The 20,065-nt window shown below is 48.1% G+C and carries 17 protein-coding genes and 1 tRNA gene; 8 read left to right on the plus strand and 10 right to left on the minus strand.

Annotated features, from left to right (window positions below):
• Positions 1–12: 12 nt before the first annotated feature.
• From OU814_RS13705 to OU814_RS13720, 4 genes are all read right to left on the minus strand, one after another.
• A complete protein-coding gene (locus tag OU814_RS13705; RefSeq protein WP_268183575.1) occupies positions 13–510 on the minus strand; it encodes a hypothetical protein in 498 nt (165 codons plus the stop codon).
• Positions 500–3,616, minus strand: a complete 3,117-nt coding sequence (locus tag OU814_RS13710; RefSeq protein ID WP_268183577.1) for an efflux RND transporter permease subunit — start codon at positions 3,614–3,616, stop codon at positions 500–502. Before OU814_RS13710 ends, OU814_RS13705 begins: the two co-directional genes overlap by 11 nt.
• Positions 3,617–3,620: 4 nt before the next feature.
• Complete coding sequence (locus OU814_RS13715; RefSeq protein ID WP_268183579.1) at positions 3,621–5,279, minus strand: efflux RND transporter periplasmic adaptor subunit; 1,659 nt, start codon at positions 5,277–5,279, stop codon at positions 3,621–3,623.
• Between the two features lie 150 nt (positions 5,280–5,429).
• On the minus strand, positions 5,430–6,140 hold the full coding sequence (locus OU814_RS13720; protein WP_268183582.1) for a DUF305 domain-containing protein: 711 nt from the start codon (positions 6,138–6,140) through the stop codon (positions 5,430–5,432).
• A 348-nt stretch (positions 6,141–6,488) separates the two neighbouring features.
• Between OU814_RS13720 and OU814_RS13725 the strand changes: the two genes are divergently transcribed.
• Complete coding sequence (locus OU814_RS13725) at positions 6,489–6,677, plus strand: hypothetical protein (RefSeq protein ID WP_268183585.1); 189 nt, start codon at positions 6,489–6,491, stop codon at positions 6,675–6,677.
• A 27-nt stretch (positions 6,678–6,704) separates the two neighbouring features.
• Here the strand turns inward: OU814_RS13725 and OU814_RS13730 are convergent.
• A tRNA-Ser gene (locus tag OU814_RS13730) sits at positions 6,705–6,791 on the minus strand.
• 90 nt (positions 6,792–6,881) lie between these two features.
• Between OU814_RS13730 and OU814_RS13735 the strand changes: the two genes are divergently transcribed.
• On the plus strand, positions 6,882–7,250 hold the full coding sequence (locus OU814_RS13735; RefSeq protein WP_017286529.1) for a 2Fe-2S iron-sulfur cluster-binding protein: 369 nt from the start codon (positions 6,882–6,884) through the stop codon (positions 7,248–7,250).
• Position 7,251: 1 nt separating this feature from the next.
• Here OU814_RS13735 and OU814_RS13740 read toward each other — a convergent pair whose 3' ends face one another.
• From OU814_RS13740 to OU814_RS13755, 4 genes are all read right to left on the minus strand, one after another.
• On the minus strand, positions 7,252–9,183 hold the full coding sequence (locus OU814_RS13740; RefSeq protein WP_268183587.1) for an ATP-binding protein: 1,932 nt from the start codon (positions 9,181–9,183) through the stop codon (positions 7,252–7,254).
• 30 nt (positions 9,184–9,213) lie between these two features.
• Positions 9,214–10,515, minus strand: a complete 1,302-nt coding sequence (locus tag OU814_RS13745; RefSeq protein WP_017286531.1) for an AAA family ATPase — start codon at positions 10,513–10,515, stop codon at positions 9,214–9,216.
• Between the two features lie 137 nt (positions 10,516–10,652).
• Positions 10,653–10,892, minus strand: coding sequence for a helix-turn-helix domain-containing protein (locus OU814_RS13750; RefSeq protein ID WP_017286532.1), 240 nt, complete (start codon positions 10,890–10,892; stop codon positions 10,653–10,655).
• Positions 10,893–10,993: 101 nt separating this feature from the next.
• A complete protein-coding gene (locus OU814_RS13755) occupies positions 10,994–12,055 on the minus strand; it encodes an AAA family ATPase (RefSeq protein WP_017286533.1) in 1,062 nt (353 codons plus the stop codon).
• A 176-nt stretch (positions 12,056–12,231) separates the two neighbouring features.
• Between OU814_RS13755 and OU814_RS13760 the strand changes: the two genes are divergently transcribed.
• Both OU814_RS13760 and OU814_RS13765 read left to right on the plus strand, forming a co-directional pair.
• A complete protein-coding gene (locus tag OU814_RS13760; protein ID WP_017286534.1) occupies positions 12,232–15,078 on the plus strand; it encodes a cation-translocating P-type ATPase in 2,847 nt (948 codons plus the stop codon).
• 113 nt (positions 15,079–15,191) lie between these two features.
• Positions 15,192–15,653, plus strand: a complete 462-nt coding sequence (locus OU814_RS13765) for a DUF29 domain-containing protein (protein ID WP_268183591.1) — start codon at positions 15,192–15,194, stop codon at positions 15,651–15,653.
• A 44-nt stretch (positions 15,654–15,697) separates the two neighbouring features.
• Here the strand turns inward: OU814_RS13765 and OU814_RS13770 are convergent, their stop codons facing one another.
• Positions 15,698–17,074 (minus strand): cytochrome P450, encoded by a 1,377-nt coding sequence (locus OU814_RS13770; RefSeq protein ID WP_268183593.1) that lies wholly within the window; start codon positions 17,072–17,074, stop codon positions 15,698–15,700.
• Between the two features lie 169 nt (positions 17,075–17,243).
• Between OU814_RS13770 and recF the strand changes: the two genes are divergently transcribed.
• The 4 genes from recF to OU814_RS13790 all read left to right on the plus strand — a co-directional run bounded on the left by recF (position 17,244) and on the right by OU814_RS13790 (position 20,054).
• Positions 17,244–18,416 carry a DNA replication/repair protein RecF gene (recF, locus tag OU814_RS13775; RefSeq protein ID WP_268183596.1) on the plus strand — a complete coding sequence of 391 codons (1,173 nt, stop codon included), beginning with the start codon at positions 17,244–17,246 and terminating at the stop codon, positions 18,414–18,416.
• Between the two features lie 99 nt (positions 18,417–18,515).
• The gene (locus OU814_RS13780) at positions 18,516–19,316 is read left to right on the plus strand and encodes a glutathione S-transferase family protein (protein ID WP_268183598.1); all 801 of its coding nucleotides are present in this window, start codon (positions 18,516–18,518) and stop codon (positions 19,314–19,316) included.
• Positions 19,317–19,417: 101 nt separating this feature from the next.
• A complete protein-coding gene (locus OU814_RS13785) occupies positions 19,418–19,645 on the plus strand; it encodes a hypothetical protein (RefSeq protein WP_268183600.1) in 228 nt (75 codons plus the stop codon).
• Positions 19,638–20,054: a type II toxin-antitoxin system VapC family toxin gene (locus OU814_RS13790; protein ID WP_268183602.1), complete on the plus strand. Its 417-nt coding sequence runs from the start codon at positions 19,638–19,640 to the stop codon at positions 20,052–20,054. The genes OU814_RS13785 and OU814_RS13790 overlap by 8 nt, the downstream gene beginning before the upstream one ends.
• Positions 20,055–20,065: the final 11 nt, after the last annotated feature.

Genomic DNA, 20,065 nt, shown 5'->3' on the forward strand with positions numbered 1-20,065 from the left:
TTTGTAGCCAGCCTACTTTTTGAAACTAAAGCGACCGTTGACTTTTTCGCCACTGATATCGGTCAGAATGGCGACTTTGTATTCTCCTACTGCCGTGCCAGGGAGTAAAGCCGCGTAGTGTTTATCTACGGGGTCATATTTCATGTCTAGAGCTTTCTGGGTTCCGTCTGGAAGTTGAACTTGCGCTGTGACCTTCGCATTGGGAACTGCTTCGTGATTGTCGCCTTTTTGTAAGTAGAAATCTAAATGGGTTCCGTTCGCTTCTGGTTGGGGAATGAATTCTAGATGGTAAACGCCTGTCTCAATAGTCTGGCCTCCTTTTCCACCATGCTTTCCACCGGATTCAGTTTTAGCTGTAGTCGCTGCGGTGCTGGGGGAAGCATTAGTAGTAGGCGTTGTTGTTGCAGGACTCGCGCTTGGATTTGTAGCCGTGTTGCTGTTGTTGCTACAAGCTCCTAAGAGAAGTCCTAGACCGACTATCGTAAGGGTGATCGATTGCTTAATGTTCATAGTTTTTTTGAGGGTGATGATGGGGAAAATTGGGCACGAGAAACTTACTAAACTGCGAATATAGAGCAGGAATCACGAGCAAGGTTAATGCAGTTGAGGTGAAAAGTCCGCCTAACACAACGATCGACAACGGCTGCAAAATTTCCTTTCCCGCTCCACCCGCCACAACCAAAGGCGCTAATCCCAAAGCCGACGTAAAAGCGGTCATCAGAATCGCATTGAGCCGTTCCATCGAGCCTTTGATTAAGACATCTTTGAGCGGCATTCCTTCGGCAAATTTAGTGTTGTAGTTATCGACTAACAGCAATCCATTGCGCGTGGCGACCCCGAACAACGTGACAAACCCAACTAGCGACGCAACAGAAATAACGCCGCCTGTAAGTGCAACTGCAATCACTCCACCCACTAGCCCAATCGGTAAGTTGATCATGATCATGGCAGTTGAGGCAATGGATTTGACTGAGAGATACATGAGGACGCAGATGATAACAAAGGCGATCGCGCTAAATACCAAAATATTTTGGGTTGCTCGTTCTTCTGCCTCAAACTGTCCCCCGTACTGCACAAAGTAGCCAGAGGGAATCGAAACGTTTTTCTTGATTTTGGCTTGGATTTCGTTGACGGTTGATCGTAAGTCTCGTCCACTCACATTGGCGGAGACTACAATCAGACGAGAGACTTTCTCGCGGTTGATCGTATTGGGTCCTGTTCCGTTACGAATCGTCGCTACTTGAGCTAGGAGAATTTTGCCACCACTGGGCTTATCGATGAGAAGATTCTCGATCGTACTCAGGTTATCGCGGGCTTCAGGTTTGAGCCACACGACTAAATCAAACGTTTGCTGAGCTTCTAGAACTTGAGACACGACGTGCCCATTCAGTGCAGTCTCGATCGTGGTTGCTAACTGCCCAATGGATAGTCCTTCTCGTGCAGCAGCATCGCGATTCAAGACAATCTGCACCTGATTGATCGGCACTTGTGGTTCAAGCTGCAAATCGACAATTCCCGGTATGGCTTGCATTTGCGCTTCGATTTGTTGTCCGATCGTCCGTAACTGCTCTAAATCTGCACCAAAGATTTTGACCGCAATCTGACTTCTCACCCCCGATAACACTTCATCCATACGATGGGAAATAAATCCACCAATTCCCGTTGCAACACCTGGAAGTTTGGCAAATTCTTCTCGTAGCTTATTAATAGCAGCAGGGCGGTCTGCCAAGCCCTTTTCACTTAAATCCACATCCAAGTGGGCAAAATTGACTCCTCCTGCATCCCCATCTCCTGGAGCGCGTCCTGAGCGAGTTTGAATGTAATTGAAGCGAGGATCGGTCTTGAGTGCTTCTTCTAGGGCAAATCCAGCTCGATTAGTAACTTCGAGTGAAGTACCTGGATAGAGAGTCAGGGTGTTGACTAAAGTTTGCTCTTGAAATTCGGGGAGAAATTGTCGTCCAAGTGTGGGAACGATCGAGAGCGATATCACCAGTAAAGCCGCGGAGAGCGATAAAATCAGCACCGATCGCCGCATCGCAAACCGCAACAGAGGATGATAAAACCGCTTACAGGCACGAGCAACCCAAGGTTCTTTCTCTTGTAGTCGTCCTTGGGGTAGCAGGATGGCACACAACGCTGGCGACAACACCAAGGATTCTAAACTAGACACCACCACGACAATCAGATAAGCAATGCCCATCGGCGTAAAGATGCGCCCCTCGACTCCGCTTAACGTAAAAATCGGAGAAAAGACTACGGCTCCGATCAGCGTCGCACCAATCAGCGATTCCCGCACCTCCTGGCTACCTTCGTAGATGACTTCCATCATTGGACGAGGATGAGCCGATAGGCGATTTTCGCGTAAGTTGCGGTAAGTGTTTTCGCCATAGACGATCGCATCATCAACTGCCGTTCCGATCGCGACTGCCAGCCCACCTAGCGTCATCGTGTTCAGCCCTAGTCCTAACCAAGAGCAGACGAGCAAGGCAAACAGCAAGGTGAGAAAAAAGTCGAGCAAGCAGACCGCTAGTGTACGCCAGTTCATCAAAAAGGGAATCAGAATGGCAGCTACAATCACACTGCCTTCTACGAGTGCCGATCGCACATTGTCAACCGATGCAGCAATGTAGTCATCTTGGCGAAACGTCACTGCAACATTCACACCTTTAGGCAATCCAGCTTTTAATTCCTCGATCGCGGCTTCTACCGCACGGGTTACGGTCGGCGTGTCTGCTTGCGGTTGCTTATTGATCATGACAATCACAGCAGGCTGACCATTGACACTGCCATCGCCCCGCTTGAGAGCCGCACCAATTTTCACCTCCGCAACATCTGCAAGTCGGACTGGAGTACCTTTGCGAGAGGTGATGACTGATTTCTTTAAGTCTTCGATCGATTCAACGCGCCCAATGCCTCGAATCAGTTTCTCCTGATCCGGTGTGATCAGGTATCCTCCCGGCGCATTGAGATTTGCAGCAGCAGCGGCTTGTGTAACTTGTTCTAGAGAAACATCAAAGGCTTTGAGTTGCGCGGGATCAACAAGAACTTGATACTGTCGAACCTCGCCTCCATACGCGGTTACTTGACTGACTCCGGGAACTGCTAACAATCGATTGGTTACTTGCCAATCGATGAACCGTCGCACGCCCATCATGGAAGTTTGCGCTCCGGGTTCGATGGTAAAGGCGACTTTGAGAATCGTGCCGATCGGCGAACTAATCGGAGAAATGCGCGGCGTTTCGATGCCTTCTGGGAGCTTGGTCTGAACTTGCTGTAATCGTTCCGTGACAAGCTGCCGTGCCTGAAAAATGTCGGTTCCCCAATCAAAAATGACTTTAACAACCGAAATTCCCGGCGCAGAGGCAGATCGAACCGCAGTCACTCCAGGCGTTCCATTGACTGTACTTTCAATCGGCAACGTCACCAGTGACTCTACTTCTTCGGGAGCAAGTCCCGGCGATTCTGTCTCAATTTCAACTTGGGGCGGTGCGAACGGTGGAAAGACATCCAGCGGCATTTGAGGAATGGCGCGAACTGTCCAGAGCGTTACGATAATTGCTCCTAGAACCACTACCCAACGGCGTGCGATCGCCCATCTCACAATAGAACTCAGCATAGGTCTAATTCTGGGGACGATCGAACTGTTTCTCGGTCACTTCAGTCGGCAATTTGCCGTTTTGGGATTGAAAATGATTCAGGTCAATCTCTGGATTAGGATGAAATCCATTGGACTCTGCGGGAACAGGTGAAGCAAAGCGTTGACGACGATTCGCCCAATACATCCCTGCCCAGAATGTAGATCCGATCAGCAAACCTCCGATAGACAGAATTGCCCACCACGGTAAAGGCATGGAACTTTGAGAAGTCACAGGGTTAGGGGAATGATTCGCTTCTTTCTGGCCCCCAGTGCGTAACGATTGCGCGTAGAGTTGAGTGGCTCGTTGTGTAACCACGCGATCGCCATCAAATAACCCGTTTGTGACCTCGACAAACTCTCCCGATTCGCGACCCAGTGAGACTTCGGTTGGTTGGAAAGCTTGACCGTTTTGGACAAACACAATCTTTTTCTTGTCGTTGGTTTCAACGATCGCGGATTTCGGAACAGCCAAAACTGCAACAGGGGTTCGATCTGTTAACACTTCCAGTTCAGCAAACATTCCCGGCTTGAGCGCACCATCAGCATTATCGAGTTCCGCTTTGACCGGAACAACACGAGTATCACCTTGCACCGTTGCACCGATCACACTAATTCGTCCGCGAAACATGCGATTCGGCAAGCCATTGACTCTGACCTGTACCCCTTGCCCTTGTTGAACTTTATCTAAATCTTTCTCATAGATATCGGCAGCGATCAATACACTACTGCCATTTACGATCGTCATGATCTTTTTGCCCGCATCCTGTCCCGATTCGCCGATCGTCGCTTCTCGGTCTGCGACCACTCCAGAAATAGGAGCTGTGATGGTAATTGTCCCGTCTGCATTCGCACTTGCGCCTAACTGCCTCAGTCGAGTTTGATAAGTCTGCCCACTCAATTGACTCTTGGATTGCGCTACATCAACGGCAGACTGGGCGCGTTTAAGTTGTGCCTGAGCTTCAGAGACTTGCAACTGACTTCTAACTTTTGCAAATGCCGCTTTCGCCTCGGCGAGTTTCGATTCGGACTCTAGAACGGTACGGCGGGGGATAGCTCCAGTAGAAAGAAGGTCGCGATCGCGGTCATATTGCTCTTGAGCCACATTTAACGCCACTTGTGCCTGCTGAATCTCGGCTTGAGCAATTCGCTGCTGCTGCTCATAGTTTTGCTGCGCTAGGCGTAAATCTGCCTCGGCTTGTTGAACGCTGCCTATTGCTTCGGACTGTCGATCAAGGGCAATGGTGCGAAGTTCGGCAAGCTCTGGACTAGTCATGATGGCAACGGGTTGTCCTACCCTGACTTGTTCTCCGGGCTTAACCAACAATCGCAACACGGTTCCCCCAACAGGCGTTGTTACCTCTGCTTGTTGATTCGGCTGAGCTTCAATCTGTCCGGTCGTTTTGATACCCGAGACAAGACGTTGACGGCTCACGGATTCCACTGTCAACCCCATACGTTCTGCGGTAGCAGCATCCACCTCAATCGCTCCCACAGTCTGGACAGGCTGACTGTCATGCTGAAACTCGTTGCCGTGTCCAGCATGCGCTAGCGTGATTTGGGGAGCTACTATGATCAGCAACAAGCCCAAGACGGTTGCAGAAGCACCGCTAGAACGCTTGGGACGGTAAGAAATGTGAAGCATCGATCGCGTCCTTGATAGAGGTTCGGGGCAGGTTGAGTTCAGCAGAATCTGGAGGAATTCGGCTGCGACACAGTCTGCATGAGCCAAAGGCAGCAAGCAGATACCCAGTCAACAGTTTCGCAGCCAAACCTAAAACTAAGATGAAATGGGCTACTGGTTATACCAAGCTTTCCGCCACTGTTTCATCTGAGCAATTTCCTTCTCCTGCGAAGCGATAATCTCTTGAGCGAGCTTCTTGATTTCTGGACGCTTTGATTTACTCAGAGCATCCTGCGCCATCGTAACGGCTCCCTCATGGTGCGGAATCATCGCATTAATAAAGCGCAAATCGAACTGCTTATCCGCAGCCCCTAAATCCATTCCCATCATCATGCCTTTCATCTGATCAGCCGACATCGGCATCATCTGTCCCATCTTCGAGTCATACGCCATCGGAATGCTATTGGCTTTGGGATACCAGGCTTGCCGCCACTGCTTCATCTCTCCAATCTCTTGATCCTGGGCTTTGATGATATCGGCTGCCAGTTTCTTGATTTCTGGGCGCTTGGATTTTTGCTGCGCCTCTTTTGCCATCTCGACCGCGCCTTGATGATGTGGGGTCATGGCATCAATGAAGCGTAAATCAAAGTTGGCATCGGCTGGACCTAAATCCATCATCATGTTGCCATGATTCATACTGCCGTGATCCATATTGCTATGATCCATTCCCGGCATCGTGCTGGCAGCAGGAGAAGAATTGGTAGCAGAATTTTGTCCAGTTGTGGTGGAACAGGCGGCGAGGGTAGCAATTGCAACGATTCCAACAACGGTTTGGGTCGTCGTTGACTTGAGAGATCGTCTCAAAAATCGAGAGTTGAACATGGAGCGTTTCATTGAGAGAGAGTGGAGTAATAGAACCTCTTTATTCTGATCTCTCCAGTCAGATAGAGAGTCAAGGGTTGAGGCTAAGGATTTGATAGAACTATCCCTACCGACTAAAAGAACATACAAAAATAAAATCAGGATGAAATAAAGCGACTCATTCAACTAGAAATCGAATGCCTGACGCTTGGTAGGGGCGACTTCAAGATGATTCTCCTAAGTTGAGTTTCAGCTTCAACTTAGGAGAACGAACAATGCCTCATCAGCCATATCAGTCGATTATTAATGCTGCGGTTCACTGCGCTTCCGAATGTGAACATTGTGCCAAGTGTGTCTGACTGATACGGAATGGGCGCGAGTCTGCCAGGATTGCGCTCAACTCTGCTGAACGATCGCGTCTTTTATCAGCCGCAGTTCCCGCTTTATTCCCACGTTGCGCGATCGTGCATCGAAGTCTGTCAAGCCTGTGTCACCGAATGTGAACAGCATTTGATGTTTGAAGCAAAAAGAACGCTCGGATTTTCGAGGACTTCCTGAAAACCTTAATCTACTGATGCTTTAGAACGGAGAGAGAGGGATTCGAACCCTCGTTACAGTCACCCGTAAACAGCATTTCCAGTGCTGCGCCTTCAACCACTCGGCCATCTCTCCAAACCATGCAGCTTTTTACGCCGCAGAATTCATATAGTAACAGAACATGTCGCATACTGAATAGAGAAGATTCAAAATTTGTTGATCATCATGCCTGAGTTTCATACTGTTCGTGTTTATCACCGCCAAGAAAATAAATTTTATTCTTTCGAAGTGCCGAGCGATCGCTATATCCTCCAAAGCGGCGAAACCCAAGGCGTTGAACTTCCCTTCTCCTGCCGTAATGGAGCCTGTACCGCTTGTGCGGTGAGAGTTTTATCGGGGCATTTAGAGCAGCCAGAAGCCGTCGGACTCTCACCCGAGTTGAAGCGGCAAGGATATGCATTACTCTGTGTCAGTTACGCAAAATCAGATATCGAAGTCGAAACCCAAGACGAAGATGAAGTGTATGAACTACAATTTGGACGATTCTTTGCGAAAGGACGTGTGAAACGAGGACTGCCACTCGACGAAGAATAGGTCAATGCGATTTGTCTGAATGAGAAATGGTTGCGGTGACTGCATCGACAAAATCTGTCACCGCCTGTACCAAAGGTTTGGGCAAATGCTTTCGGAACCATTGATACACATAAATTAACGTCAAGCCATCGACTTTCTTCTGAGTAAACAATTCTTCTTGCAAATCATTCAAATGCTCCAAGGCTCGATTCTTCAAATCGATTGGAGCCTCTGCATTGACTTGCGCTTTTAACTGATTAAAGTTCTGCTGTAAGGTCTGCAAATCTGCTTGTTCCGCATTCATTTCCGCGATCGAGGAAATGTAAGCGCGATTCTGACTCGTGATCGGAATCACGCGCAGATGCTCCATATACTGCTGCTCTTTGCGGATTTGTTCTAATAATCGTTTGATCTGTAGATTTTCAGGTTCGATCGCTAAGGCTTCTTCTAAGTGAGCGATCGCATCTTGAGTTTCTCCCAAGTTATGCAATTCTTCGCCATAATCGAGCAGCGCTTGAACATAACTATCTCGAACGCGCACCGCATCGACTAAATAAGCACGTTTGTAATATTTCAACGCCTGCCCGAACTGTCGCATTTCCGCCAAACTATCTGCCAGTTCAAATAGCGATTCAAAATGATTGGGATTGAGTCGCAGTGCTTCATTCAACAGGCTGACAATCTTCGGATTCGTGCCGCGCAGCCGCGCAGATTTTGCGGCTTCGTATAAATTTTGGGCTTCTGTATTCAGATCTTCGAGTCCCCGGAATTCTCGCCGCACCGGATGCCGCTGAATCAGCCAACGGCGTACCAGTTCGATCGACACTCGATAGGTCGCCAAAGTCGGAGGCATAGAAAGATGTTTCTGTCCTGGGAGAATTCCCGATCGCACTCCAGAGGTTCTTAACAGTTTCCAGCCCACCAGATTCAACAAGGCTTTGCGGATCGGTTCAGTGAGTTCAACGCCGCATTCGCGCAATAATTGCAACGGCTCGACTTCGCTAAAGTCTAAGCTCGAAATTTCAGGAAACTCCATTTGTCGTGCCCGTGGAACCTCTGCTGCCGCTGAAAAAACGACGCGTTCCGGCAAGGGAATGCCTTCCCAAAACCAACCTAATCCGCCTTCACCGAGTTCGATCGCCCGATCGACAATAAATCGCACATCGGATCGCGTCACTCTCCACCGTTTTTCTGCCCGAGCATTAGAAAAGAGCGCAAAACAGACGACTTGAGTGAAATAGGGATGCCCAGTCGTCAATTCCCAAATTCCATCGATCGCGGCTAAGTCGTATTCTAAAATTCCTTTGGCGGGAATTGTGATCAACTGTTCAGTACTGCGTTGATCGAGAAGCCCTACTTCTTGATTCGGCGCTTCTCGAAACAGACTGAGCATCAAAGGCAAATCTTCTAACTGCCGACCAACGACAGGAATAATGTACAAATTCGGATTGTCATAGACCGCCGTTTGTAAATACCCGAACAGATGCTCGGCTGCTTGCTTGACATCGACGTTGTAGAGCGTATCAAACTCATCCAGCAGCAGCACGATATTTTTAACGCCTAATTCGCGCCGCAGGGCTGGAATAAAATTATCGATAAAAATTTGCGGATTTTCGGCAAAAGCCTGAACCGGAGGAACCTGAATCGTCAAGTCAAACTGTTGCACAGAATCGCGTGACAATTCGTGCAGCACCTCAGCCAGCGATTTCCGGCTATCTCCTTCAAGAGAAAGGGGCACAAATGCAAACTCTTTGAGGTCAATTGCTCTGGGAATTTGCGCCAATACCGAAGACTTACCGATGCGGCGATGCCCGTGCAATAAAATCACTTGAGCTGATTGAAGCAAATTGTCTTCGATGAACTCAAATAAGCGATCGCGTCCGAAAAAACGGTCAGGTTCGGTAATAGGACGACCGATAATATATGGATTTCTCCGCTCGATCGAGTAACTCATATCTAAAGCAGTGGCTTACGCCGCTCCGAATTATCCCTGAATGAAACCAATCGGTAGGGCAGATGTAACCTTCCCTAACCAAGACAGAATAGATGGTATTTCTTCTTTATGCTGCCAAAGCCAGCGTATCGCATTGGTCACGGTTTCCGCTTGGCGACGGCTCATGAGATTCAGAAACGTGCGCTGTCGGGCTTGTAACGCTTCTTCGTCACTATTCTCGATCTCTTTGACGACCCACCACTCCATGAGCGAGGAAGCAAAGCGATACTGTTTCTTGCCCTCTTGCACTTGGTAGACCACAACCCCTCGTTCTTCGAGATCCCTTAATTCTCGCTCCTTTTGACTGAAAATTACATCCGTATCACCGAGGTCATAACGTTTCTTCAGTAGCCGCCCTTTCAAATGGGTCAGTGCGAGGAGCATTAATAACGTCTGTTCGGTATCGTTCGACTGATTCCAGTTGTCTTCAAAATAATGCTCAGTGGCTCGCTGAAATTCTGTAGCAAAGGCATCGCTATCTGGAATACGCTCAGCGCGGAATTCTCGGAATAAAAGGTATCCAGCAACTTGTAAAAGGGCAGGACTGCCATCCGCAATATCGCGAATGCCATCCCGCAGAGCAGGGGTCAACGGCAATCCTCCTAATAGCGAGGCTGCATCGGTTTCACTGAACGGCTTCAAGGGCTGGAATAGATAGTGATTATACCAAGGGGATTCTCCGGGTTTGAGTTTGATCCCCGCTTCATTCAAGCGCCGCAATGAGGTGACGATGCTCGCGAAATAATCGGATTCTTTGGAGTGAGAGGCGAGATTCCGACAATCGCTTAAGAAATCGCTGGCATCATCTTCGGTGTAGTTTGCTGTAGGACGAAGCGCGACATCGTAATCGTCGATCAGGAGTAAGAGGAATTTATTGCGATCGCCAATCATGCGGAGAATCGATCGTAAACAATCTTTACTTGCAGTTCGTCGCTCAATAAATTTATCGACTTCGGCAGCAATTTCTGGTTCATTCGCGAGGGCATCTTTCAAGATCACAAAGACTTCGTGCCAAAAGTTTTCTGCGGTGAACGGAGTCACGCCCAGGCAACTGAGCAGCACAACGACTGCCTGAGTCGGATCATGTCCGCGAAACTTCCAAGTTTGCGGCGCAGCGATCATATTGAGAAACGACGTTTTCCCAATTCCAGAGCCGCCCCAAACTGCGAGGTGTCCCCGACTGAGAATTTGATCGAATGCCGTTTCGATTTCTCCTGTCCGCCCGATAAACAGTAAGGGCGAAACAGGTTTTCCTGGCACGTACGGATTTCGTAAAAATGGGGAGTCGGGCATATCAGGTCATCGATCAGGCTTTTTTCGATCGTACCTGTGATTTCCTTAACCGAGGCAAACTTCCGCCGAATTAACTAGGGTGGGGAGTGGGGAGTGGGGGAGTGGGGGATAGTTTAGTTCGCCCCATTCCCCATCTTCTAAATCTCCTCATCCGCTCCAATCCCCAGGTATAGACGTACAAATTCCGACGCAGCCTTTGGATTAATTGACTTGAGGGCTTTGTAAATTTCGACGACCACTTCTGCTAATGGATCACGCTCACCGCGCAACCACCGACTAAAGTTTGATCGATTCACACCCATAATTGCAGACAATTGATACTGCGTGATGCTGTGAGATTCCAGCACCTGCTTCAATGCACTCCCCGCTTTCGACATGCTCTGTGCTGACTAACAACAATAGATGAAATGACTATATAATTTTTTACCTCTCCTGGAAAGTAAAATCGAGTATCACTTATCACGGAACGATGATTTTTCTACGAGAGTCGATACTTCATCCAGGCTCCTAACATCGGGAGTGCAATCCGATATCCTAGCTCTGCTCCGTAAACTAAACCTTTCTGCTCCAAACTTGCCAGCGCCCCCTGTAAGCCTCCGCCTCGGGATAAGTTATGTTTCTGAATATATTCACGCGCATGGGGACTGTCGGTTGGATCGAGCGCTAAGCTTTCTAACACCCGCACTTGGCTGTGTGGGAGTAATAAAATTAATGATTCAAACGTAACTGAGAGATCTTCGATTAATGCGATCGCACTTCTTTCCACATGGTGGGGCTGCACAATCGTTTCTGCTTCCAATCGAATCCGGCGCGCCAACGTAATCGCATCGCCAAAATGCCCTTGTACATAGTTCAGAAACACCGCTACGCTTTCTGGCTCAAATTTTAATTTCTCAGCCGCCATTGCTTCGATGAGCCAAGTTTGTAACACTTCATCTGGGAGCGGACTCAGCGAGAGAACTCGCAACTCATCCGGTTCTGACCAACGCTCTGCAACCGTCGCGATCAGTGCGTAGCTCACCCGGCTCTGTCGCTGGACTTCCTGGCGCAAATATTGCTCCCATTTGTTGGAGCGATCGAATGATTTCAAATGCGGGAAGTTCTGAAATACAATCACCACCCGACTGTCGAGCCACTCGGCTAGAGCCTGCGGCAAGGTCAGTAGTGCCTCAAACAATGTCCATTCCTTGCCCGGTACAGGGTGCCAAACTAGTTGAGTTCGTCCCTGTTGCGATCGCAAAATGAAGGGATGCTCCTTACTCCAACGATCGATAAACGCTAGTTCCTCTGGAGACTTGAACGTCTGAATAATCGCTTCTGCCAGCAATTCAAGAAATCGAGAATAGTTCGTCGCGCGCAGGCAATCAATTTCTAGTACTCTTGCACTACAAGCCTGAGCAGCTGCACGCATGAGTGTTCGTCTACCGATACCTGGAACCCCTGCTAAGAGAATGTCATGATCACCCAACAAAATTTGGCTGACCTGCTCTAGTTCAGCGTGTCGTCCAATCAGTTGAGAAAAAGAAAAGGGATGACTCACTGCAAATCTCTACTACAAATCTCTACGAATAGAGGGTTCACAAAGCGCTCGAAACGCAGTAATGTCTAGACTCTATCATCTAGCTTTAAAGATAATACTATTTAATAGTGCCATATTCTACGCTTTAGCACTATGATAAGGTGCTGTAGGTCATTATTCCTCAACCTCTTCAGTCTATGTCTGGTCATTCACTTCCATCGCCAAACACGGCTTGGCATACGCTCGATACTGTTGGATCACTGGCGACGTTAAATAGCGATCGCACCACAGGATTAAGTGAGCAAGAAGCCGCCACTCGCCTAGAACAATACGGAACGAACGAACTCGAAGAATCTGGGGGTCGTAGCTCCTGGGAAATTCTGATCGACCAATTTAAAAACGTCATGCTCCTGATGCTGATCGGAGTGGCGTTAGTGTCTGGGATTTTGGATATCATCGCCCTGACGCAAGGAAATCTCAAACCCGGTGAAGTTCCTTTCAAAGATACGATCGCGATTTTAGCGATCGTGGTTTTAAATGGAGCACTCGGTTACATCCAGGAAAGTCGAGCAGAACAAGCATTAGCCGCCCTGAAACAGCTTTCTTCGCCGCGAGTTCGTGTCTTACGCGGTGGGCGAGTCAGCGAAGTCGATTCTAAATATTTAGTGCCAGGCGATGTGATGCTCGTCGAAGCCGGGACGCAAGTCTCCGCAGATGGTCGAATTCTAGAAGCCGCAAACTTGCAAATTCGAGAAGCTGCCCTGACAGGGGAAGCAGAAGCCGTTAGCAAGAACGCGAATATCACCGTCAAAGAAGATGCGATGCCTGCCGATCGCATTAACATGACCTACCAAGGAACTGAGGTTGTGAATGGTCGCGGAACGGTTTTGGTGACGGGAACCGGAATGCGGACTGAGTTAGGAAAAATTGCCGCACAGATTCAAGGAGTCGAATCAGAACCCACGCCGTTGCAACGACGTATGGATCAACTGAGCCAAGCGCTCGTAACAGGTGCCTTAATTTTAGTTGCGATCGTGGTCGTCGGTGGGTTGCTGATCAGTCGCAACTTTGGGTTGCTGCAGAATTTGCTGCAAACGTCTTTAAGTATGGCAGTTGCAGTTGTGCCGGAAGGGTTGCCTGCGGTGATTACGGTGACATTAGCGATCGGAACTCAGCGCATGGTACGCCGCAATGCGCTGATTCGTAAGTTGCCTGCTGTTGAAACATTAGGTTCTGTCACGACGATTTGTTCGGATAAGACTGGAACCTTGACCCAAAACAAAATGGTCGTGCAATCGCTGCATACGATTAGTGCTAGCCCGAAAATTACAGGGCAAGGCTATGCACCCGATGGCGAATTTCTGCTCGATGGCACAAAGATTATCCCCGCAGAACAGCCGGAATTTAGAGCTTTACTCCTTGCTTGTACAGTGTGTAATGACTCGATTTTGCAACAAGAAGCGGGAGAATGGATCATCCTAGGCGATCCGACTGAAGGAGCATTACTCACGGCTGCTGCAAAAGCAGGATTGGAACGAGATCAGTGGAATAGTAAACTGCCACGGGTCGCAGAGTTTCCGTTCTCGAGCGATCGTAAACGAATGAGTGTGATCGTTGAAGATGCAGCAGGCTTGTTGCAATCTGAGACAGATTTCTTAGCAACGCCTTATCTGATGTTTACTAAGGGGTCGCCTGAGATTGTTTTAGAGCGCTGTCAACAGATTCAAGTTGGCGATCAGGTTGAGCCAATTACTCAAGTTCAGCGCAGCCAAATTTTAGAGCGCAATAATGAACTTGCTGGAAACGGTTTGCGTGTGTTGGGCTTTGCTTACAAGCCTTTGCAAGGAGTTCCATCTGAAACCGATGAAGAAGGGGCAGAACAGGACTTAGTTTGGTTAGGCTTAGTCGATATGTTGGATGCGCCTCGTCCTGAAGTTCGAGAAGCAGTCAAACGCTGCCGGACTGCTGGAATTCGTCCTGTGATGATCACAGGAGATCACCAATTAACGGCAAGCGCGATCGCTCAAGATCTAGGCATTGCTAAACCGGGTGATGAAGTTCTCATTGGACGTGAACTAGAAGCAATGAGCCAGCAAGAACTCGAATCGCATGTCGATCGTGTGAGTGTCTATGCGCGTGTGGCTCCAGAACATAAACTCCGGATTGTTCAAGCTTTACAAAAGACGGGACAGATTGCTGCGATGACCGGAGACGGGGTGAATGATGCTCCGGCTCTGAAGCAAGCAGATATCGGGATTGCGATGGGCATTACTGGAACCGATGTGAGTAAAGAAGCCTCTGACATGGTGTTGTTGGATGATAACTTTGCCACAATCGTTTCTGCGACAGAAGAAGGTCGGGTGGTCTATACCAATATTCGACGATTTATCAAGTACATTCTGGGATCGAATATTGGGGAAGTAATTACGATCGCGGCTTCTGTGGTCTTGATTCCGGCAGTCGCAGCAACGGGAAGTGTTCCGTTGACTCCATTGCAAATTTTGTGGATGAACCTAGTAACCGATGGTTTGCCCGCTTTAGCTTTAGCAGTTGAGCCTGCGGAGCCGAATGTGATGAATCGTCCGCCGAATCATCCGGGTGAAAGCATCTTTGCACGGGGGTTGGGAGCTTACATGATCCGGATTGGGATTATCCTTGCGATTCTCTCAGTTGCAACGATGGTGTGGGCTTATGACTGGACGACGAAGAATACAGCAGGTGGATTAGATCCAGATCGTTGGAAGACGATCGTGTTTACAACGCTGTGTTTAGCTCAGATGGGACATGCGATCGCGATTCGATCAAATAGTCGATTGACGATTGAATTGAATCCGTTTACGAATCTCTATGTCTGGGGTGCAGTTGTTCTGACTTCAATTCTGCAATTGGCGTTGGTGTATGTTGAACCGCTGCGGAGATTCTTTGGCACGCATTATCTGCCGTTTGATGAACTGATGGTTTGTGTGGGCGTGAGTGCGTTGATGTTTGTGTGGATTGAAATGGAGAAATTATTCATCCGTTTCTATTTCAGCAAGAAGCGCTAGCAACAACTGAAACCTTAGTAGCAGTCATGCCTCTCGAACAAGATTCGAGAGGCATTTGATTTTGAAGTGATTTTTTCTGGATAGAATGAGGGCATCAATAGAGGCATTCCGTGATGAAATCTGAAGTCACAGTCAACTCCAAGTCTTTATACGATACCGACTATCAACTGTGGATAGATCAAACGATTGCCCAATTGAAAGCACAAGAATTTAGAGAGATTGATCTGGAGAATCTGATTGAGGAGATAGAAAGTTTGGGCAGAAGTGAAAAACACGCCATTTCAAGCTATCTGATGCGGTTGTGTGAACATCTCCTTAAGATCAAATACTGGGAATCTGAACGCGAAACCTGCTTTAGAGGGTGGGATATAGAAGTTGCTAATTTCCGGTTGCAGATTCAAGAGCTTCTGGAGACGAGTCCAAGCTTGAAATCGTTTTTGCAGGATATTTTTTCTAAGCAGTACAAAAATGGCAGAAAGCTTTTTCTCAAAGCAAGCCAACTGAGTGACAAGCTAGTTCCTGTAGAGCCTTGGTTTACTCTAGAGCAAGCTTTAGAAGAAGATTGGCTTCCCTAGCAACCTGAATCATTTGATAGATGAGTAAAGCAAAGCGATCGCATCTATCCAGACACGATCGCTTCACTCGGTCGAGTCGTTCTCTGCCCCAAAATCTGAATTTTGACTCTTCCCGATGGACCAAGTGTCACTCCCCGACGACGCGGAACTTCAGGACGACTATCCGCTAACGCAAGCTGGTACCGAGACAAAACTGTTGCTAGCACAAGCTTCATTTCAGCCACCGCGAGTGCTTCCCCAATACATCGCCGCGCCCCACCGCCAAATGGCATAAACTCAAACGGAGAAAATTGCCGTTCTAAAAAGCGCTCTGGTCGAAACTCGTGCGAATTTGGATACAGATCTTCCCGGTGATGCAGTAGATAAATACAGCCCACAACCGACATCCCCGGCTCAAGTGGATACCCCAACAGTTCTACAGGTTCGGTGACAATTCTAGTAAAAGTCAACATCGCAACCGGATAGAGCCGGAGCGTTTCATTGCAAACTGCACTCAGGTAAGGTAATCGAACGATCGACATCGGATCAGGATTCGCACCGAGCGCATCCAGTTCTTGCAGCAGTTTTTCGCGCACTTCTGGTTGATGATGAATCCAGTACAGTGCCCATGCCATTGCCGTTGCAGTCGTTTCATGTCCTGCAAACAGTAACGTCATCAGTTCATCTCGGAGTTCTGAATCACTCAACGGCTGACCGTCTTCATCTCGAGTTTCCATCAGTAAGGAGAGAATATCGACTCGATCGCGAAGATCCTGCTGACGGCGATCGGCAATTTCGGCATAAAGTAATTTGTCAATGTTCTCCCGATTGCGTAAAAATCTCCCCCAAGGCATCCAGGTTCCCAAATCTTGCTGCATCCAGGGGAAAAACAGAAAACTCGCACCTAACGGATTGCGAAACAGTTCGCACATCTGCGTAATCGAGGCTCTCAGTTGCTCAAACCGTTCGCCCTCGCAGACTCCAAACACCGCTTCTAAAATCACTTGTAGCGAGATTTCTTGCATCATCGATCGCGCATTAAACGGTTGGGCGATCGCGCGTTGACTCACCACTCTCTCAGTTAACTGGCAAATCAAATTCCCATACGCCCGCATCCGTTCCCCATGAAAAGGAGGCATCAAGAGTTGCCGACGGCGCTTATGACGATCACCCTCCAGCATAATCACCGACGCATCACCAATCAGTGGCGAGAGAATGTGATTGACTCTACCTGGAGCAATAAACCGTTTACGATCGCTGGTGAGAATCTCTTGAATCGCCTGCGGATGATTGATAAAGACTAAATGCTTCCCGCCCAAAATTGGTGCTGAGAAAATATCAGGGTATTGTTGAGCCGACTTTTCCATGTAACCGACTGGATCAGCAACCCAATGCAAGGTCTGAAGTAATGACGGCGCACGTAGCACATTTGGTAGATTCATCAGTCCCTCGACCATTCAGAATTTGATGGGAACGGTCTATATGGTAACTGGAGGAGCGATCAACCTTCAAATCTTCGATTGATCTTTCGATTTGGCGATCGCTGCTCAAATCCAGAACGGCAGTTTCTTCATCTTTGGTACACTTGGTAAGACTTTGCCCAAGCCAATCATGTACCTGCGCTCTCTGCATCTTCGTCACTTTCGGAATTACCTCGATCAGCAGGTTGATTTCACTTCATCCAAAACGATTTTGCTGGGAAACAATGCACAGGGGAAATCGAACGTTCTTGAAGCGGTTGAATTGTTGTCGTCATTGAAATCGCATCGGACTTCTCGCGATCGAGATTTGATCTACGACGGTGAAACGCTGTCTCAAATTACCGGACATCTGAAACGCGAAACCGGAGAAACCGAACTGACGATTACGTTACGAGAAAACGGGCGGCGCACCGTGTCACAAAACGGTATGTCTTTGCGCCGACAGCTTGATTTTCTTGGCACGTTGAATATGGTGCAATTCTCTAGTCTCGATCTCGATCTGGTGCGAGGTGGACCCGATCAGCGCAGACATTGGATTGATGGGCTACTCGTTCAGCTTGAACCTGTTTATGCCTATGTGCTTCAGCAATACACTCAGGTTCTAAGGCAGCGCAATGCTTTGTTAAGAGCGCGCTTGCGAGAAGAAAGTGAAGGCAGATCGATCGAAGCTCCAGATTTAGCGCTGTGGGATGCTCAACTCGCGATCGCAGGTTCGCGCGTGATTCGCCGCCGAGCTAGAGTACTCGATCGCTTAGTGCCGTTTGCCGAGGAATGGCATCAAGCGATTAGTGGCAGTACTGAAAAACTCGAAATTCGCTACGCCCCGAATGTCCAAACAGAGCAAGATACGCCAGAAGCCTTGCAGCAGGCATTTTTAGAGAAAATTCAGGCGAGAGCGATCGCAGAACAACATCAAGGCACAACTTTAGTCGGCGCACATCGCGATGAGATTGAATTTATGATCAATCAAACCCCTGCTCGTCAGTACGGTTCACAAGGGCAACAGAGAACATTAGTTTTAGCATTGAAGTTAGCAGAACTGAAACTGATCGAAGATGTAATCGGTGAGCCACCGTTATTACTGTTAGATGATGTATTAGCAGAATTGGATCTAAATCGACAAAATCAATTACTCGATGCGATTCAGGATCGGTTCCAGACTTTGATCACGACGACTCACTTAGGATCATTTGATGCCCAGTGGATTGATTCGGCTCAAATTTTGGAAGTGAAAGCAGGACATCTGTTTGAGCAGAGTATGCGGCGCGAGCAGTCGGAGTTTTTGCAAAATTCTGATTTCTAAATTTGAGTTTCGTCGGAAATCTCTCCATAGGATCGGATGCGTTTCTGGGAATTTGGTTCTAAGGTAGAGATTGGCAAGATCGGCTTTAGGAGCTTTTTTATGCTTGAGTTATATCAATTTGAGATGTCGCATTATGCGGAAAAGGTGCGGCTGATTCTCGATTACAAAGGACTTCCCTATCGTAAAGTTGAGGTCACACCGGGAATTGGGCAGATTGAACTCTTTCAAATGTCAGGACAGAGAAAGGTTCCAGTGCTGAAAGATGGGAGCGAAATTATTGCTGATTCGACTGCGATCGCGGAATATCTCGATCGAAAATATCCCGAAAATCCAATTATCCCATCTGATCCAAAGCAAAAAGGTCTATGTCTGCTGATCGAACAGTGGGCAGATGAGTCGTTAGGGTTGAATGCCCGGAAAGGATTAATCGGATCGCTTTCGCAAAATCAAAGTTTTCGCACAGCCGTACTACCTACTTCGACTCCAGATATTTTGAAGAATTTGGTCGGAGCAATTCCGGGTGATTTTCTTGGGATTTTAGGCGTGGGAGTCGGCATGGGTCCAGACACAGTGAAAGAAGCAACCGATGCACTGAAACGCAGTTTGACGGCTCTTTCGTTTATGTTGACTGAGCAACCCTACTTGGTCGGTGATTCGCCGACGCTGGCAGATTTTGCGGTCGCTGGATTGTCGATGTATGTCAAGTTTCCAACAGGCGCATATTTAGATATTCCTGAATCGCTCAAAGGCAAGGGTGTCGCTGGTATTGCAGATGTGAGCATCTTCGACCCGTTCTTTAACTGGCGAGATAAGCTCTATGCTGATTTTCGCAAGGCTTCGACGACAAGCAGTTACACACCTCCAAGCGGATCAGCACCAACTTCGATCAATATTGACTAATGGCTTTGATACCCTGGTGATCAGAGTTGCCAGGGTATTCTCGATATTCAATTGTTGAGACAAAGAGTAACCTATAGTTAGCGATATGCGGCGAGGATAAAATGACAACGCAGCGAGATCAATTGATTCAAGAAATACAAGAAGCCTCTGATCCCGTGATTGCTGAAGTTTTAGATTTTCTTCGATTCATCAAGGCAAGGCAACCTGCTAGCAAAAGGACTTCAGATCATCTCACTGGATTATTTGCAGACGAGCCAGAGGCGATGCAGCAGATTATGGATTGGATTGAACAAGACCGAGAACTCGATCGACAAAAAAGCCTTGAATAAATCCCTTCTCGATACAGATATCTTCTCAGAAATCCTCCGCGCAAAAAATCCGGCAGTTATCGCGCGCGCGAATGCTTACTTTGCTAGATTTGAGTGCTATACAATCTCTGCTATGACAGTAATGGAAATTGTTCAAGGATGGCATCGTCTTCAACGAGACGATCGCATTTCTCAGTTCCTTGATACAATTGATGCCGCAGAAGTTTTACCGATGACAATTGAAGTTGCTGAATTAGCAGGACGCATGTTCGGTGATTTGCAGCGGAATGGGCAACCGATTGGAGTTGCTGATACGGTAATTGCGGCGACTGCGATTGAGAACAATCTTGTTCTAGTGACAGGTAATCAAGCGCATTATCAGAGAATTCAAGCCTTGAACTATGACCTGATTATCGATAACTGGAGATAACCCAGTATCAC

It is taken from the genome of Leptolyngbya sp. GGD (genome assembly GCF_026735145.1).
Classification (GTDB): Bacteria; Cyanobacteriota; Cyanobacteriia; order Leptolyngbyales; family Leptolyngbyaceae; genus Leptolyngbya; species Leptolyngbya boryana.